The organism is Polyangiaceae bacterium, assembly GCA_020633235.1.
GTDB lineage: Bacteria > Myxococcota_A > Polyangia > Polyangiales > Polyangiaceae > JACKEA01.
The window spans coordinates 298,037-314,529 of the sequence record JACKEA010000009.1 but is presented as its reverse complement, the minus strand read 5'-3'; the positions used below and the strand labels follow the sequence as shown (position 1 = coordinate 314,529).

Below are 16,493 nucleotides of genomic sequence, written 5' to 3'. Positions count from 1 at the left end.
CTTTCGGGGGCCGCGCGTCGCAAGCGCTCAGCGCCACTCGAGGGAGAAGGACGGGGGGGCTTCCATGTAGGAGAGCTTCGCACCCGACAGCGTGGCGGCCGCCTCGGCACAGGGCAGCGTGGGCTCGAGCAACGGCGGCACGGCGAGAGTCATCACGTCGCCCGAGCGTGCCTCGAAAGAGATGTCGAGCCCGCTCACGCCGCTCCCGTCCCGAACCCGGATGTGCGGTGAAGCGTCCGTGCGGAGCGCCGCCACCCAGGCCGCACCAATGGCCGCGAGTCCCATCACCACGCGGGGGGCGACCAGCGCCTCTGCGGCCTCGGTGCGGGCGACGGTGACCTCCACCATGCGGGTTCCCGGTGGATCCGAGCGGCCTTCGCGTTTGGCCGCGCCTCGGAGCAGCTCTCCCAGCTCCACCCGCACGGGACGCGCCCAGGCGGCCCCGTCGAGCAGATCCACCAGCTCCCGGGCCGCGTCGAGCTCCGCTGCCAGGCGCGTGACTACGCCCTCCAGCTTCAGCCGATTCTTGGCGTACATCGGCTTCGGAATGGCCGAGGCCAGCGCGCGATCGAGCTCTTGGACCCTCGGCGTGACGTAGCCGCGAATGGCATCGATGGGCTCGCGACTGGGCAAGCGCGGCGTCATCGCCTCGAGCAGCTCGTTCATCGAACGCGTGATCAAGCTGCACGAAGCATGCACCGCGGGCAGGACCGACGATACCGCGCGTGGTCCTACCCGCAGGCTGTGCAGCAGCTGTTCGAGATTGCGCAGGCTCCCCAATGCGTCGCGCAATCCGCCGCGCGCCAACGTGAGGCGCTGCTCTTCAGCCTCGCTCGGTGGCGACGTCGGAGGCCTGCCGGTTTGCATGCTCTGGAATCAGAGCAGCTCGTGACCCGCGAAGAAGTACGCGCACTCCTTGATGCCGTTTTCTTCCGAGTCCGAGCCGTGGACGGCGTTTTCCCCCACGTTCGTTCCGTGCAACTTGCGGATCGTGTTGTCCGCCGCCTTGGCGGGATCCGTAGCGCCGATCACGTCGCGATAATGCTGCACGGCGTTTTCTCGCGACAGCGCGACCACCACGACGGGGCCGCGGGTCATGAACGTGCACAGCTCGTCGAAGAAGGGACGCTCGCGGTGCACTTCGTAGAACCCTTCCGCTTGCTTGCGCGACAACGTGAGCTGCCGCATGCCCAAGATCTGGAAGCCCTCAGCCTGCAAACGCTGAAGGATGGAGCCTTGCGCGCGCTTTTCGACGGCGTCCGGCTTGATGATGCAGAGGGTTCGCTGAATCGACATGGATTTCACCCGAGCTGTAAGGTCCTTCCCCACCTCCGGCGGAGGGGTCTTTACGGCACGGAAGACCGAATATCAACATACTTTTTCAATACTTGCGAAGGGGTAGTTTTGTTCCAACCTGAGCCACCTGGCCATGGGGATGTTGGGGCGGCGCGAGCCCCGTCCCGTTCCGGCGTCGTGGTAGCGTCCTTCGGACGCATGGTGGCGAGCGCAGCCGAGCTCGAAGCGCATCGCGGTGCCCTGACTGGGCATTGCTACCGGATGATGGGCTCCATCGTGGACGCCGAAGACGCGGTGCAAGAGACGCTGGTTCGCGCGTGGCGTGCCATCGACGGCTTTGATGGTCGCGCGTCGCTGGGCACGTGGCTGTATCGAATCGCGACGAACGTGTGTCTCGATCACCTGGCCGAGCGCAAGCGCCGGCACTTGCCCACGCTCTTCGCGCCGGAGGGTTCGATCGGCTCGGACCTCGGACAGCTTCCGCATGCGCACTGGGTGGAGCCCGTGCCCGAAGCGCGCGTGCTGCCGGAAGCCGCCGATCCGTCCGAGATTGCCGAGCTTCGGCAGAGCATTCGCCTCGCCTTCGTGGCGGCCCTTCAGGAGCTGCCGCCCAAGCAGCGCGCTGCGCTGCTGTTGGCCGAAGTGCTGGGCTGGTCCGCCGCGGAGATCGCGGCGGGCCTCGACAGCAGCGTGGCGGCGGTGAACAGCGCTCTGCAGCGCGCCCGTGCGACCCTCGCGAACGCGGCGCCCAGCCCCACGCCCAGCGAGCTCACGCCCCAGCAGGCGGCATTGGTGGAGCAATATGCCTCGGCGTTCGAGCGCTACGACGTCGAGCAGCTCGCGGCGTTGCTCCACGAGGACGCCACGCTGTCCATGCCGCCGCTGTCGCTGTGGCTGCGCGGCCCCGCTACCATTCGCGAGTGGCAGCTCGGGCCCGGCTCCGGCTGCCGCGGATCGCGTCTGATACCCGTGCGGGCGTCCGCGGCGCCGGCCTTCGCTCAGTATCGACCGGATCCCGAGGGGGGCCACGCCCCCTGGGCCCTCATCGTGCTGGGCATCTCGGCCGATCGCATTGTCTCGGTCCTCTCGTTCCTGGACACGGAGACGCTGTTCCCCCGCTTCGACCTGCCCGCTCATCTCCCTGCGAGCTGAAAAATCACCCCGCAGCGATGAGTTTCGCCTCGGCCGTCGGTCGAAGGGTCATGACCCTGGCAAGCATGGAGCTCCGAACGGAGCCCGGAGACGAAAACTCAATGATCTCGAATGGTGCGCGGTGGACGGGGAGGGTGCTCAGTGGACTCACGTCGGCCTTCTTGCTGCTCGACGCCGCAATGAAGCTGGCGCGGGCCGAGCCCGCGCTGAAGGCCACGGAAGAGCTTGGCTACTCGGCGTCCGTCGTGTTTCCCCTTGGCGTCGTGCTCTTGGGGTGCGTCGTGCTCTATGTCGTGCCGCGCACGCGGGTGCTCGGCGCCATCTTGCTCACCGGCTACCTGGGCGGAGCCGTCGCGACCCACGTGCGCGTTGGCAATCCGCTGCCGAGCCACACGCTGTTCCCAGTGTACATGGGCGTTGCGTTGTGGCTTGGCCTCTGGCTTCGAGATGCACGGTTACGCGCGCTGGTGCCCTGGAGCGGAGGTCGAGAGCAAGGGGCAGCGGCAGGCGACTGAGGATCGAGAGCCCGGGGGTCTTCACGGCGCGGAACCTCGGGCTCCGCGCCGCGGTGGTGAGCCGAGGCGTGGGAGCCGGGCGCAGCCGAGCCGGGCAGCTGCGAGCTCGTCCGTAGACGAGCTCGCCACCGCTCCGCACGTCGCGCATCCGTCCGGATGGTCGTCGCGGGCAAGAATCGCGGCGAGCGAAGCGAGCCCGCGACGAGCGACCACAAAGCGGAGCGAGTCGCGTTGGGGGGTTGGGCGTGGGCGGGCGGGACTATGAGAGCATGCTCTTGAGGGTGGCGCCCATCTCCGCGGGAGTGGGGGCGACCTTCACGCCTGCGGCTTCCAGGGCGGCGATCTTGTCCTTCGCCGTGCCCTTGCCGCCGCTGATGATGGCGCCGGCGTGGCCCATGCGCTTGCCGGGCGGCGCGGTGGTGCCCGCGATGAAGCCGGCGACCGGCTTCTTCATGTGCTCCTTGATGTACGCCGCGGCGCGCTCCTCGGCGTTGCCGCCGATCTCGCCCATCATCATCACGCCTTCGGTGTTCGGATCTTCGTTGAAGAGCTTCAGCACGTCCACGAAGTCCATGCCGCCCACGGGATCCCCGCCGATGCCGATGCAGGTGGACTGACCCATGCCCAGGGCCGTGAGCTGACCGACGGCTTCATAGGTGAGGGTGCCGGAGCGGCTGACCACGCCGAACTTGCCGGCCTTGTGGATGTGGCCGGGCATGATGCCGATCTTGCACGCGCCGGGAGAGATGATGCCCGGACAGTTGGGGCCGATGAGCTTGACGCTCTGGCCTTCCAGAGCACGGCGGGCACGGATCATGTCCATCACGGGGATGCCCTCGGTGATGGCCACGACCAGAGAGCAGCCGCCGTCCGCTGCTTCGAGGATGGCGTCCGCTGCGCCGAGCGGCGGCACGAAGATGCAGGAGGTGTCTGCGCCGGTGGCCTTCACGGCCTCGGCCACGGTGTCGAACACCGGAACCGTGATCTTCTTGCCGTCGGGCCCCTCGGCCTCGAACTTCTCGCCGCCGCGGCCGGGAGTGCAGCCGGCCACCACCTGGGTGCCGTACGCGATGCACTGACGAGTGTGGAACGAACCGGCGGAGCCGGTGATGCCTTGGACGACGACGCGGGTGTCTTTGCCTACGAGAATTGCCATTTTGAAAAGCGCCTTTTGCCGTTGATGAGGGTTCTCGAATGCTCAGCCGCGTACGGCGGCGACGATCTTCTGTGCGCCGTCCGCCATCGTGTCTGCGGGTTGAATCGAAAGGCCGCTGTCCGCGAGGATCTGCTTGCCCCGTTCGACGTTGGTGCCTTCCAAGCGCACCACGAGGGGCACCTGGAGGCCCAGCTCCTTGACCGCCGCCACCACGCCCTCGGCGATGACGTCGCACTTCATGATGCCGCCGAAGATGTTGACGAAGATGCCCTTCACCTTCTTGCTGGAGAGGATCATCTTGAACGCCGTCTCCACCTGTTCCTTGGTGGCGCCGCCGCCCACGTCCAGGAAGTTCGCGGGCTCCCCGCCGTAGTGCTTGATGATGTCCATGGTGCTCATGGCCAAGCCCGCCCCGTTCACCAGGCATCCGATGTCGCCGTCCAGCGAGACATAGGAAAGCCCGGCGCCCTTGGCCTCGAGCTCCACCGGGTCCTCTTCGCTGGCATCCCGGAGCTCCGCCCACTCCTTGTGGCGATCCCCGGCGTTGTCGTCGAAGTTGATCTTCGAATCCAGCGCGATGACGTCACCGGACTTGGTGACCACCAGCGGATTGATCTCGCACAGCGAGCAGTCTTCCTTCTCGAACAGGGTGCACAGCTTGGTGACCAGCGCCGAGAACTTCTTCAGCGTGGCCTTCTTGTCGGGCACGCCGTCGGTGATCTGGAGGCCGAACGCGAGCTTCCGCGCCTGGTAGCCACCCAAACCAATCACGGGATCGATGTGCTCGGTCAGGATCTTCTCCGGCGTCTCCGCGGCGACCTTCTCGATCTCCACGCCACCCTCGGTGGACGCCATCAGCGCAATGCGCCGCTTCTCGCGATCCACGACCAGGCCAAGGTACAGCTCCCGCGCGATGTCGAGCCCCTGCTCGATGTACAGCCGCCGCACGGTCTGCCCTTCCGGCCCCGTCTGATGGGTGACCAACTGCGAGCCGAGCAGCTTCTCGGCGATGCCGCGCGCCGCGGCCGGGCCATCTTTCACCACCTTGACGCCGCCGCCCTTGCCGCGGCCACCCGCGTGGATCTGAGCTTTGACGACCACGACCGGGGTCTTGGTCTCGTCGATCAGCTTCTTGGCGGCTTGCTCCGCTTCGTCGGCCGTGAACGCCGGGATGCCCTTGGGCACCGGGATGCCGTATTTCGCGAAGATCTGCTTGCCCTGATACTCGTGGATCTTCATCGATCTCTCTTCTTCTGGCTTGGGAATGCGCCGAAATGAGCGCGCCCAGGGATTAGATCAGGCCTCAACGGGCGGCAACCGCTTCCCGTCCGTGGCAAGGTCCCCTCCATGACGAAGCTCGAAGTGTTCGCCGACTACGTTTGACCCTGGTGCTATCTCAGTACGGTCCGTACTGAACGCCTGGCAGAGGAATTCCAGCTCACGCTCGTGCACCGGCATTTTCCGCTCCATCCCGAGACACCGGAGCAGGGAGTCCCTCTCACGGAGCTGTTCCGTGGTCGCTTCGACGTGGATGCTGCGCACCGCCGTCTGAGCGAGCTGTGCGCCCAGGAAGGCCTCGAGTTTTCGCCCTCCAAGATGCTGCATCAAAGCCGGAAGGCGCAGGAGCTCGGCGCCTTCGGAGAGGCGCACGGCAAGCCGGACATCCACCGAGCCCTGTATCGTGCGGTGTTCGTGGACGGCACCGACATCGCCAACGAAGACGCCCTCGTGCGCATCGCCGAGAGCGTGGGCCTCGACGGGAGCGACGCTCGCCGCGCCCTCGCGGAGCGAAGCTTCGCCGACGTGGTGGACGCGGACTGGCAGTACGCTCGCGAGCTCGGCGTCACCGCGGTGCCCACGTTCGTGTGCGAAGGGCGCGGCGTCGTCGGTGCTCAACCGTACGAAGTCCTTCGCCAGCTCGTCTCCAAGTGACCCACACCACGCTGCTTCCGCGGCGGATCGACAAATCCAGTGGGCTTCAATCTGATCGCAACCGGCACGCCTTTGGCACAAGCAGTCGGGTCAGAACGCGAACGGGCAGTGCAGGTCGTGTCAGGTCAGAACGCGAACGGGCAGTCCAGGTCGTGTCAGGTCAGAACGCGAACGGGCAGTGCAGGTCGTGTCAGGTCAGAACGCGAACGGGCAGTCCAGGTCGTGTCAGGTCAGAACGCGAACGGGCAGTCCAGGTCGTGTCAGGTCAGAACGCGAACGGGCAGTCCAGGTCGTGTCAGGTCAGAACGCGAACGGGCAGTGCAGGTCGTGTCAGGTCAGAACGCGAACGGGCAGTCCAGGTCGTGTCAGGTCAGAACGCGAACGGGCAGGGACCCGTTCGCTGGAACCACATGGACGGTCTTTGGCATGATCAGATCGCGTCTTGGCACTGAGAGGTGAGTGAGAACCCGGCGAGGCCGGGCGCCTGCTTTTCCTCTCGACGGAGGAGTCGCAGGGCGCTGCCGGTTGGAGCGGAGTAGAAGAACCCCGAGGGGATTCGCCTTTGGCGAATCACCGAGAACAAATCCCTTCCCTATCTACACCCCGATTGCGGATGCGCCTGGACGTAGCTCTGGTACGCGTTCAAGAGTGCGTATCCCAGGCGATGACCCATGATGCGCGCGCCCGTGTCGGTGAGGTGATACATGTCGTCGCCCGCCAAGCCGCGCTGGCGGAACGTCCACATGGAGCCGTCGCCACCCATCGCCTGGCGTAGGTCCCACTGAGCGACTTTGGCCTGTCGCGCGGCTTCGGCGAGCTGCTCCACCACGCGCAAGATGCGGGGATCCGAGTGCGTGGAGCTCTTGGTCTTCACGTGGTCCGGCGGCATCAGCACCAGGATGGGCACACCGGGCGTGACGCTTTGGTGCAGGGCGACGAGCTTCTTCAGCCCTTCCGGGTTCTCCTCCGTGTTCCAGAAATTCGTGCCCAGCATGAAGATGACCATGTCGTAGGGGCGGAGGGCGAGCATCTCGCGGACGCGGGTCTCGTCGAGCTGGGCCAGCGCACCGTAGGTGGAGCCCGTGACACCTAGAGAATCGACGATGGTGCCCGGCATCTTTCGCTCGAGCACGGTGCCGTAGAAATGCACGAAGCGCTTCTCGAGGTTCTCCACCACGAAGGTGTGCGGCGCGTCTTCGGTCTCCGCCCACTCGAGGGCCACGCTCTCGCTCGCGGCCTCGGTGTCGACCTCGCGCTTCGGCTCGCCATCGACCTCGAGCACGAAGCGACCGCCACCGGGCTGCCGCAGGAAGAAGACGCCGAAGCGGCTGGCGCGGGTGCCGACGGGCGAGCCTTCTTTCGCGGTGGTGATGCGAACGCGAGCGCGCTTTTCTCCGGTGGCGGCGGCCATGCCGGCGGCGCCGAAGCCGCCGACCTTGGGCTTTTCCCCGTGGGTGAAGATGTACGTGCGCCAGTAGCCGACGTGAGTGCGGCTCACGTCCATGTGACGATAGCCGCGAAAGGGCATCCCCAAGCCGAGGAAGCCGTGGCCCGCGTCACCGAAGCGGCCTTGGAGGTCGCGACGCAGAGCGCCACTGATGCCGTCCAGCGTGAGGTTCGAGTCGCCGTAAAAGGCGATGCGTACGGGCTCCGTGCGGCTCTTTCGCTCGAGCGCTGCCCATTTTTCGAACAGCGGCTCCAAGTTCTTCGGCAGCTCGATGAACGGTATCGGCGACGCGATGGGATCCTGGGGCTTGGCTGCGGCGCGCGCCGAGAGAGCGTCACACTTGGGAGCCGGCGCGGAAGTCTCGGCAACGGGCGCGGTGGACGCGCTGCGGTTGACGGGCCTTGGGCGGGCGGCGGCAGGGGCACTGGCCTTGGGGAGCTCGGGGGATGCGCAGCCCGCGAGGCACAGCGCCATCGTGATCCGCGACAGGTGCGCAGCCATCTTGTTCTGTCTAACTGATGTCGATCCGTAGGAAAAGTTCGGGGAAGCGAGACGCGGCGGTCCGGCTATAGACTGCGCGGTATGGACAAGGAGCAGGTCGCCGCTCAGGACATGGTCGAGACCGTGGCAGAGGTAGACGCCACGGGGCCGACCCTGGTCGCGGAGTCGGGGGACAAGGCTGCCGAGAGCAGCGGCGTCACCTTCGATCTGGCGACGGGCGAGGCGGACATCGTGCCGGTGTACACCGATGCCGGCGAGCGCGTGGTTCAGGACGAGGAGCGCTACGAGGCGGGACCCGTGCTGGGCGCCGGCGGGATGGGGGAGGTGCGGCTCACGCGGGATGCGCGGATCGGGCGTCACGTCGCCGTGAAGCGGTTGCTGGAGCCCCTGAGCGGCGAGGCCACCCGGCGGCGTTTCTTGCGCGAGGCGCGCATCCAAGGGCAGCTCGAGCACCCCGCCGTGGTGCCCGTGTATGACCTCGATTTCGACGAACAGGGCCAGCCGTTCTTCACCATGAAACGTGTGCGTGGGCAGACCCTGTCACGCATCTTGGAGCTGTCGGCACGGGGCGATACCGAGACGCGTGAACGCTTCGGGCGCCGCCGCTTGCTCGCCGCCTTCACCCAGGCGTGCCACGCGGTGCACTACGCCCACGTCCGCGGCGTGGTGCACCGCGACTTGAAGCCCAGCAACATCATGATCGGCGACTACGGCGAAGTCTACGTCCTGGACTGGGGCGTCGCGCGGGTGGACAAGGACGCCAGCGACGAGGACGAGCGCTTGCCCGTGGTGCTGGATGCGTCCATGGGACTGACGCGCGGCGGAGATCTGGTCGGCAGCTTGGGCTACATGGCGCCAGAGCAGATGCAGGGCCTCACGGTAGACGGACGCGCGGACGTGTTCGCGCTGGGCGTGGTGCTGTACGAGATCTTGACCCTACGACCGTTTCGCAAGAGCGAGAGCTTTCCGGCCATGGTGGCGCGGGTGACGGCGGGGGAGAAGAAGCGGCCTCGAGACGTGGATCCGGACATCCCACCGGAGCTCGACGAGCTGTGCCTGCGCGCCACTGCGCCGGAGCTCACGGATCGCAGCGAGAGTGTGGGCGAGCTGGCCGAGGCTCTGGAGCGGTTCTTGGAGGGCGACCGCGATCGTGAGGCGCGCCGAGCCCTGGCCCGCGATCACGTGCAGAAAGCGCGTGCCCTGGCCAGCGACGAGGGCGCAGATACCGGGTGGCGCGTGAGCGCCATGCGCCACGTGGTCAAGGCGCTGGCGCTGGATTCCGACAACGTCGCGGCGCAGAAGCTGATGGTGGAGCTGTTGGTGGACGTGGAGGGCCCGGCTCCGGCGCAGGCTGAAGAGGAGTACCGCGTGCACGTGGATCGACTGCGCGCCCGGGGCGCCCGCATGGGGGCGCTCGGGTTCTGCGCGATGCTGGCGACCTTCCCGCTGGCGCTTTGGATCGGCGTGCGGAGCTGGTCGGCCATCGTCGCGCTCACGATAGCGGGCGTCGCCTGCGCGGGGTTCGCGTTCTGGTCCTCACGACAACGAACGCGCGCGCTGCATGCCCACGTGCTCAGCCTACTCACGGCGACCTTGGTGGGGCTCGTCAGCTCGCTTGCGGGTCCCTTCGCGCTGGTGCCCGCCCTGGCGGCGGGCGTGTTGATGTTCTTCGTGGCCCACGTGACGCCCAGCGAACGCCGGGTGGCGATCACACTCATCACGCTGGGCGCCCTCTTGCCCTACGGCGTGGAAGCGCTGGGCATCTTTGCGCCTGCGTACTCCTTCGAGCCCGGGCAGATCGTGCTCTACTCGCGGGCGCTGGCCTTCTCCGAGGGACCGATGCTGCTCGCGTTCGTGTACGGCAGTGCCACTTTCGTCGCGCTACCGGCGCTATTTGCCGGCTGGTTGCACGACGAGCTGATGGCGGCGCAGCGCCGAACCATTGTGCAGTCGTGGCACCTGCGGGAGCTGTTCGCCGAGGTTCAGTCCGAGGGCTGACGGGTGCGCTACAGCACGACGTCGAGCATCTGCAAGCGGGTGAGGTAGTCGTCCAGGGCGTGGGCGTACTCGTCGATGAGCATGTCCAGCTTCACCGCCACGGCGTCGCCCTCCACGTGGTCCACGCGCCCGCTCACCGCCAGCTCGTGTCCCGGTAGAACCAGCACGCCGCTCCAGTCCTTGCCCACGGACGGTGCGGACTTTCCGGCAGCGAACTTCAGCCACTCCCTGGATAGGGCAGTGACGGGGACGGTGGTGCCGTTGTCCAGCCGCACGTTGGTGGGCAACGCTCGGGCGGGCTCCACCAGGTAGCGCCCCTTCTTGTTCTGCTCGATGAGCTTCTCGAGCTCGTCGAAGAGTTGCTTGTGGAGCGGCGTGTCCTCGCCCTCCAGCAGGGCGTCCCGCATGCGCTTCATCGCCTTTTGCGTGGTGATGATGTTGTGCTGCATCTCCGCCACGCGGCGTTGGTCGCGCTTGACCTTGTCCGCCACCACGTGCAGCAGGTTGTAGTGGAAGGGGAAGGCGACGTCTCCGTGCTGCTCGCAGAACTCCATCAACTTCTGCGTGGAGATGCTCAGCACCTCCGAAGGCTCCAGGGTGACGGCCGTCATGCGCCGCTCCAGCCCCGTGATGGCGGCTAGCTCACCGACCGGCGCAATGGGGCGCAGGCGAAAGCGCTCCTCGTTGCCCTCCTTCAGCGCCACCGAGCCGCGCACCAGGATCAAAAACCGCTCCGGCACCGCGCCGGCCTCGAACAGCACCTCCCCGGCGGGCAGCGAGCGCAGCTCGAAGGCGGCCACCAGGGTTTGCAGGTGCTCATCCGTGATGTTGGAAAATAGCGGAATCTTCCGCAGCTCGGCGGGTGAAACGGTCATCGATGGCCTCCCGGCGGCGCACGCCGACGTGATGGGGTCGGCGAGTATAACCGCCAGGGCTCAGCAGGAGAACACCTGCCACTCGTAGATGACGGGATTGATGCTGCCGGACACGGTGTACACACCGTACAGGCGGATCTTCGTGGTCTGTACGGCGCTTGGGAAGGTGAAGGACCAGTCGCCGGTCTTGCCGCTGACGGTGCCCGCCGTGACCCACGCACTGCCGTTCCACCACTGAATGGTGGCTCCGGCCAAAATGCGCCCGGCGCAGCCGGTGCCCGTGTCGATCGAGATGCGCGCCACGGTCTTGGAGCTCGACCACGCGAGCTGAGCCCAGGACGACCCCGGCGAAGTGCCTGCCGTGATCCAATGGTACGGATCGGTGCTGCACGACGCTTCGAGCTTGCCGTCCACCATTTGTTCCGGGCCATAGCCGTAGGTGGAGAGGCCGCCGCCACTACTGCTGCCAGTGGCGGAGGTGCCGATGTTGGTGCTGGGATTGCACGTGGAGACGCAGCTGCCGGACTGACACACCTGACCGGCGCTGCACACCTTGGTGCACGTTCCGCAGTGATTCGGATCCGTCTGCAGGTTGACGCACTGGTTACTGCAGTTGGTGGTGCCGCCGCTGCACACGACGGTACAGCTGCCGCTCTGGCAGCTCTGCCCGGACGCGCACTTGTTGCCGCAGCTTCCGCAGTTGTTCGGATCCGTGCTCAGGGTCACGCATTGGTTGCCGCACTTGGTGGTGCCCCCCGAGCACACCAGCGTGCAGGCCCCGCTGACGCAGCTCTGCCCGGTGGTGCACTTGGTCCCGCAGGCGCCGCAGTTGTTGGGATCGTTGGTCAGATCCACGCAGGTGTTGCTGCAGTTGGTGCTGCCGCCGGAGCACACCAGCTTGCACTGGCTCTGCTGACACTGATAGCCGGCGCTACAGGGGCTGCTGCAGCTGCCGCAGTTGGCGGGATCCGAGGTCAGATCCACGCATTTGTTGCCGCATTTGGTGAGGCCGCCGGAGCACACCAAGGTGCACTGCCCGTTCTGACAGCTCTCCCCGCTGCCGCACGAGTTGCCGCAGCTGCCGCAGTTGTTGGGATCGAGGCCGGTGTCCACGCACTTGCCGGCGCAATTGGTGGTGCCGCCGGAGCATTGAACCGCGCACTGCCCGCCGCTGCACACCTCGCCGCTCTGACAGGCGTTGCCACAGCTGCCGCAGTTGGCGGGATCCAGCGCCGTATCGACGCACTTGTTGCTGCAGTTCTCGGTGCCGCCCAAGCATTGCAGGGAGCACTGCCCCAGAGAGCAGACCTCCCCTGCGCCAACGGCGCAGGCGTTGCCGCACGCGCCGCAGTGGTTTGGATCCGCCTGCGTATCGACGCATTTGCCGTCGCAGGTGGTGAGGCCGCCGGAGCACTGCACGCTGCATTGCCCGGCGGAGCAGACTTCCCCGGCTCCGCAGATGTTGCCGCAGGTGCCGCAGTTGGCGGGATCCGTGTTGGTATCGACGCAGGTGCCGGCGCATTGGGTGGTGCCGCCCACGCACGAGCCTTGGCACTTGCCCTGGGAGCAGACGTCGCCAACGGTGCAAATGTTGCCGCAGCTCCCGCAGTTGCTGGTGCTGGTCTGGACGTCCACACAGGAGGCGCCACACTGCGCCAGGCTCCCGCTACAGCCGCCCTCGCAGCTCCCCGCAGAGCAAGCCTCACCGCTCTGGCAGGCGTTTCCGCAATCGCCGCAGTTGTTCGGATCCGATTTCAGGTCGACGCACGCGCCACCGCACGTGGTCTGGCCGTTCTGACATCCGCCGCCGGGCCCTCCGGGGCTCGGATCGTCGCTCGACTGAGCGCAGCTCGCCGCCACCAGGGCGACACCCGCCGCCAACACCCATTGAATGAGCCGTTTCATCCCGATCCCGAAGCTTACGGGATTTCCCGCGCGGGCTCCACGTGGGGTTACCGCGGCGGACCGACACCCAAGACCCCCTACTGACAGGCGGCAGTCCAGTCGTCTTGCGGCGCGGGCACGCGGGCGTGCCCCGTCTTCAAGAAGGACTCGATGAAGCAGCCGTATTGGTACTTTACGTCGTTCCGGTGGGAGTAGATGGCGTGGCCGTCGGCGTTGGTTTCTCCGGGTAGCGCTTGGGGCGCGAACTGAAGCACCACCCCCGTGAAGGCTTCCCCTTCCTCGTTCGTGAGGTCGTCCTCCACCGGGAAGCCCAGCAGGCCGTCGAGCCCTTTGAGGGCCAGAGCTTGCTGCATGCTGGGCCACTGCTCGCTGCCGGCTTGCTGGTGGCCGTAGGCCAGGGCGATGGCGTCGTAGGTCTCCTGTGCGAAGTAGCTGTCGTTGGGGGCGCAGGGCTCGTACACCGGGCGCACCGGGTGCCCCGGAAGCGGGCGCTGTGCGATGCGGGGCACGAACACGATGGGATCCGCCGGCTCCAACGCGGCGGCGCCGATGCCCAGCACCGGATGCAAGAAGGAGAGCGTCTCCGGCGTGGCCAAGATCAAGCCGAGGAGCTTCGGGAAGTTCCCGCCCTGCAGCGGAGTGTGGAAGATGAAGTGCGTCCAGTGGCCGCCGGCGCCGGTGGGCACGGCGGCGCGGAGCTTCGGCTCGATGGCGGCGATCATGTTGGTGTACATGCCGCCCATGGATTGTCCGGTGACCACCACCTGCCCGGGGTCGAAGTGGAAGCTGGTTTCGCCGTTCGGAAGCGTGGGGCCGGTGCAGCTGCCGAGGGCCGCGGGGTCGATCTGGAGCTTTTCGAGCGCCTTCAAGAACAGGCGCAGCTCGATCTGACCCTGGCGAAAGGTGTCGCGCATGGCGGCGAGGTTATTGACGTTGAGGTAGGCGGTCTCCGCGGCCCCGGGCAGGCGCTCCGGGTTGAGGGGCATGGCGCTGCCCGCCGTCGCGAACCCGCGCACGGCGTAGGGAAGGGCGGGACCGATGGGAGCGCCGGGCAGGCCGTCGTCTCCCACGGGGCGCACCATGGCGATGCTGTAGCCGCCGGAGCCGTGGATGTTGAGCACCAGCGGGTAGCCGCCGGCGGGCATCTCGGTCTTGGGCAGCACGATCTTGATGGGCGCGACCTCCGTGCGTTGCTCGATCGGCAGGCCGTTGCCATCGAGCTCGAAGCGCCCTTCGGTGTTGAACGGCGGCGTTCCTTTCTGGAACTCGGGATAGCTGATGGTGCCGGAGACGATGCACGCTTCGGTCACCTCGGCGTCGTCGACGGGGGCGAGGTCTTCGATGGTGGGGTCGTACTCGTCGACGACGCCCTGGCTCAGCTGGTACTGGTCGGCGACCACGTCCCCGGTGGTGAACACGGTGGCGTTGGCCACGCTGTCCGCCGGGATGTCGGCGCTCTTCAGCGTGTCCCATAGTGGGGTGTACAGGGCGTCGGCAGCCTTTTCGGCGTCTCCGCTCGGTGTGTGGGTTCGCAGGCGCCTGAGGAGCGGCGTTTGAGCGAGGTCGGCACCCTCGGCGTCCTTGGCGGACGCCATCACCACGAACGCGTAGCGGGTCTCGGGTCGCAGCACGAAGCCCGGGCGCGGTGCGACGGAGAGGAGATTCTCCGGCACGTAGATGTCCGGCGCGGGCGTCTCCGCCAGCACCGGGATCAGCCGGCCGCGCTCCGGAGAAGCCTCGTCCACGTCCACGAGCAAGATGGGAGAGGTCTTGTCCGCCGGGACCAGGTCCTCGACGCTACGACCGGCGATGGGCGCGGTGAAGCGGAAGTGCGCCACGGGGATGACCGGGAACCCGCGTGCCTCTTTCGCGTTCGCGAGCAGGCCGGACAGGATGCCGATGTCGTTGGGGTTCGGGAATCCGTCCAGGTTCGGGTGGCCGTCGGCGCCGAGGCGCAGGTCGCTTGGGTAGGGGGCGTCGAAGAAGTGCGCCGGGTCGCTCAGGTCCACGCTCAGATCGATGAGGCCCAGGGTTCCGTCGGGCACGCAGTCGGCGCAGCTGCCGCCCGTGCCACCGCCCGCGCCGTCGTCACCGCCGCAAGCGGCCATCCCCAAGCAGCACACCACGAGCCAAGCCAAGCGTCGCATTGCAGCGGAGCATAGCGCGTGGCGCCCTCCGGCCAAATGCGAGTACGCTGGATGGTGGGATGATGGTGTCGGAGCTGACTCCCGGAACCGTCGTGGGCGGCGAGTTCCGTGTGGTGCGCCCGCTGTCCGCGGGGGGCATGGGCGCGGTGTACGTGGCCGAGCAGCTCAGCACCGGACAGCTCCGCGCCCTCAAGGTCATGCATCCGACCTTGGTGCAAGAACCGAGGCTCCGCGATCGGTTCGTGCAAGAAGCAAGGGTCGGCAGTCACATCGCGAGCGAGCACGTGGTGCAGGTGATCGCCGCCGGGGTGGACCCGACGCTCGGGATCCCGTGGCTCGCGATGGAGCTGCTCGACGGAGAAGATCTCGCGCGCTGGGCGCGGGGCCCGCTGCCTCTCGGAGAGGTGCTGCGTATCTTTCGTCCCCTGTGCCACGCCCTCGGTGCTGCTCACGCCGCCGGCGTCGTGCATCGCGACATCAAACCGGAGAACGTGTTCCTGGCTCGGGCTCACAGCGCCGATACGTCCGTGCACGTCAAAGTGCTGGACTTCGGCATCGCGAAGCTGGTGGCGGAGGCCAACGACGCATCTACGGCCACCATCGGCACGCCGCTGTGGATGGCGCCGGAGCAGAGCGATCCGCGCGCCATGATCACCCCCGCTGCAGACGTATGGGCGTTGGGCCTACTCGCCTTTCGGCTCTTGACCGGGTGCCACTACTTCCGCGCCGCCAACGATCCGCAAGGCTCGCTGCAAGCAGTGATGCGCGAAGCGTTGGTGGAACCGTTGATTGCCGCTTCGGCGCGCGCCGGCGAGTATGGGGCTAGCGTCCCGCCGGGCTTCGACGCCTGGTTTTCCCGCGCCGTGGATCGCGAGCCCTCGCAGCGTTTTCGAACCGCGTCGGAGGCGCTGTTCGAGCTCGAGCGCCTGGCAGGCTTCGAGACGCTACCTGCTGTGGCCGCGGTTTCCAGCCCCCCACGCCAGCAGCGCCGTTCGGGCTTGCTCCTGCTCCTCGGCGTCATCGTGGTCGGGGTAGGCTTTGCGGCGGTCGCCGTGGTTGCCGGCGCGTATTTCTTCCTCACGCCAGGCGAGAGCGCTTCGGCGCAGCCATCCAGCGCAATGCCGGCGGTCAGTGTGGCGTCGCCCGAGCCCAGCGCGGTCCCCCCGGTGGCGAGCGCCACCTCGAGCGCCCCGAAGCCCCTCGAGGTCGCCGCCGCGCCCGCGCCGAAGGCCAGAACAGCCACTGCCCCGGCAGTCAGCGCCGCCCCCGCGCCTTCTGCAACTGTGGCGTCGTCCAAGCCCTTCAACCGCGCTCTTGCCGAGCAGCGCTTGCGCGCCGCAGAGCAGCAAGCCGCGTCGCAGTGCAAGTCCAAGAAGTCGGCAGCTCTGTCGGAGTCCTACACGGGCTTCAAGGGGTTCCGCAACACGGGCAAGGGACCGATGATCATCACCGGAATGGGGGGCTCGAAGGCGTGCGTCCGTGACATCATGTACGCTGTCACGGTTCCTCCCTACGACGCGCCGGACGCCCATTCCGAGCAGCTCCCCTTCAGCGTGACGGTGCCCTGAG

Annotated in this window: 13 protein-coding genes; 5 read left to right on the top strand and 8 right to left on the bottom strand. The window is 67.2% G+C overall.

Features of this window, described 5'->3' with window-relative positions; all coding sequences use genetic code 11:
- Positions 1-27 precede the first annotated feature (27 nt).
- Both H6717_39415 and ndk read right to left on the bottom strand, forming a co-directional pair.
- A complete protein-coding gene (locus H6717_39415) occupies positions 28-666 on the bottom strand; it encodes a hypothetical protein (protein MCB9583174.1) in 639 nt (212 codons plus the stop codon).
- A 210-nt stretch (positions 667-876) separates the two neighbouring features.
- Complete coding sequence (gene ndk, locus H6717_39410) at positions 877-1,290, bottom strand: nucleoside-diphosphate kinase (protein ID MCB9583173.1); 414 nt, start codon at positions 1,288-1,290, stop codon at positions 877-879.
- Positions 1,291-1,494: 204 nt separating this feature from the next.
- Here ndk and H6717_39405 point away from each other — a divergent pair, with 204 nt between their 5' ends.
- Both H6717_39405 and H6717_39400 read left to right on the top strand, forming a co-directional pair.
- On the top strand, positions 1,495-2,448 hold the full coding sequence (locus H6717_39405; GenBank protein MCB9583172.1) for a sigma-70 family RNA polymerase sigma factor: 954 nt from the start codon (positions 1,495-1,497) through the stop codon (positions 2,446-2,448).
- A gap of 65 nt (positions 2,449-2,513) precedes the next feature.
- On the top strand, positions 2,514-2,963 hold the full coding sequence (locus tag H6717_39400) for a DoxX family protein (GenBank protein ID MCB9583171.1): 450 nt from the start codon (positions 2,514-2,516) through the stop codon (positions 2,961-2,963).
- A 259-nt stretch (positions 2,964-3,222) separates the two neighbouring features.
- Here H6717_39400 and sucD read toward each other — a convergent pair whose 3' ends face one another.
- Positions 3,223-4,119, bottom strand: a complete 897-nt coding sequence (sucD, locus tag H6717_39395) for a succinate--CoA ligase subunit alpha (GenBank protein MCB9583170.1) — start codon at positions 4,117-4,119, stop codon at positions 3,223-3,225.
- A 42-nt stretch (positions 4,120-4,161) separates the two neighbouring features.
- On the bottom strand, positions 4,162-5,358 hold the full coding sequence (sucC, locus tag H6717_39390; protein ID MCB9583169.1) for an ADP-forming succinate--CoA ligase subunit beta: 1,197 nt from the start codon (positions 5,356-5,358) through the stop codon (positions 4,162-4,164).
- A 180-nt stretch (positions 5,359-5,538) separates the two neighbouring features.
- On the opposite strand from sucC, the gene H6717_39385 reads away from it, so the two are divergent.
- A complete protein-coding gene (locus H6717_39385; GenBank protein MCB9583168.1) occupies positions 5,539-6,051 on the top strand; it encodes a DsbA family protein in 513 nt (170 codons plus the stop codon).
- 592 nt (positions 6,052-6,643) lie between these two features.
- On the opposite strand, the gene H6717_39380 is transcribed toward H6717_39385, so the two are convergent.
- Complete coding sequence (locus tag H6717_39380; GenBank protein MCB9583167.1) at positions 6,644-7,999, bottom strand: hypothetical protein; 1,356 nt, start codon at positions 7,997-7,999, stop codon at positions 6,644-6,646.
- 81 nt (positions 8,000-8,080) lie between these two features.
- Here H6717_39380 and H6717_39375 point away from each other — a divergent pair, with 81 nt between their 5' ends.
- Positions 8,081-9,997, top strand: coding sequence for a serine/threonine protein kinase (locus H6717_39375; GenBank protein MCB9583166.1), 1,917 nt, complete (start codon positions 8,081-8,083; stop codon positions 9,995-9,997).
- A gap of 8 nt (positions 9,998-10,005) precedes the next feature.
- Here the strand turns inward: H6717_39375 and H6717_39370 are convergent, their stop codons facing one another.
- The 3 genes from H6717_39370 to H6717_39360 all read right to left on the bottom strand — a co-directional run bounded on the left by H6717_39370 (position 10,006) and on the right by H6717_39360 (position 14,924).
- On the bottom strand, positions 10,006-10,872 hold the full coding sequence (locus H6717_39370) for a cyclic nucleotide-binding domain-containing protein (protein MCB9583165.1): 867 nt from the start codon (positions 10,870-10,872) through the stop codon (positions 10,006-10,008).
- Positions 10,873-10,932: 60 nt separating this feature from the next.
- Entirely contained in the window at positions 10,933-12,777 is a 1,845-nt protein-coding gene (locus H6717_39365; GenBank protein ID MCB9583164.1) for a hypothetical protein, read from the bottom strand.
- Positions 12,778-12,854: 77 nt separating this feature from the next.
- The gene (locus tag H6717_39360; GenBank protein ID MCB9583163.1) at positions 12,855-14,924 is read right to left on the bottom strand and encodes a hypothetical protein; all 2,070 of its coding nucleotides are present in this window, start codon (positions 14,922-14,924) and stop codon (positions 12,855-12,857) included.
- 59 nt (positions 14,925-14,983) lie between these two features.
- Between H6717_39360 and H6717_39355 the strand changes: the two genes are divergently transcribed.
- Complete coding sequence (locus H6717_39355) at positions 14,984-16,492, top strand: protein kinase (protein ID MCB9583162.1); 1,509 nt, start codon at positions 14,984-14,986, stop codon at positions 16,490-16,492.
- Position 16,493 lies beyond the last annotated feature (1 nt).

What these genes read in the sequence shown, in the direction of transcription:
- H6717_39405 (MCB9583172.1), top strand. Translation starts at nt 1,495, where the DNA reads ATGGTGGCGAGCGCAGCCGAGCTCGAAGCGCATCGCGGTGCCCTGACT.
- H6717_39355 (MCB9583162.1), top strand. Translation starts at nt 14,984, where the DNA reads ATGATGGTGTCGGAGCTGACTCCCGGAACCGTCGTGGGCGGCGAGTTC.
- H6717_39380 (MCB9583167.1), bottom strand. Translation starts at nt 7,999, where the DNA reads ATGGCTGCGCACCTGTCGCGGATCACGATGGCGCTGTGCCTCGCGGGC.
- sucC (MCB9583169.1), bottom strand. Translation starts at nt 5,358, where the DNA reads ATGAAGATCCACGAGTATCAGGGCAAGCAGATCTTCGCGAAATACGGC.
- H6717_39375 (MCB9583166.1), top strand. Translation starts at nt 8,081, where the DNA reads ATGGACAAGGAGCAGGTCGCCGCTCAGGACATGGTCGAGACCGTGGCA.
- H6717_39370 (MCB9583165.1), bottom strand. Translation starts at nt 10,872, where the DNA reads ATGACCGTTTCACCCGCCGAGCTGCGGAAGATTCCGCTATTTTCCAAC.
- H6717_39365 (MCB9583164.1), bottom strand. Translation starts at nt 12,777, where the DNA reads ATGAAACGGCTCATTCAATGGGTGTTGGCGGCGGGTGTCGCCCTGGTG.
- H6717_39360 (MCB9583163.1), bottom strand. Translation starts at nt 14,924, where the DNA reads ATGCGACGCTTGGCTTGGCTCGTGGTGTGCTGCTTGGGGATGGCCGCT.
- H6717_39415 (MCB9583174.1), bottom strand. Translation starts at nt 666, where the DNA reads ATGAACGAGCTGCTCGAGGCGATGACGCCGCGCTTGCCCAGTCGCGAG.
- sucD (MCB9583170.1), bottom strand. Translation starts at nt 4,119, where the DNA reads ATGGCAATTCTCGTAGGCAAAGACACCCGCGTCGTCGTCCAAGGCATC.
- H6717_39400 (MCB9583171.1), top strand. Translation starts at nt 2,514, where the DNA reads ATGGAGCTCCGAACGGAGCCCGGAGACGAAAACTCAATGATCTCGAAT.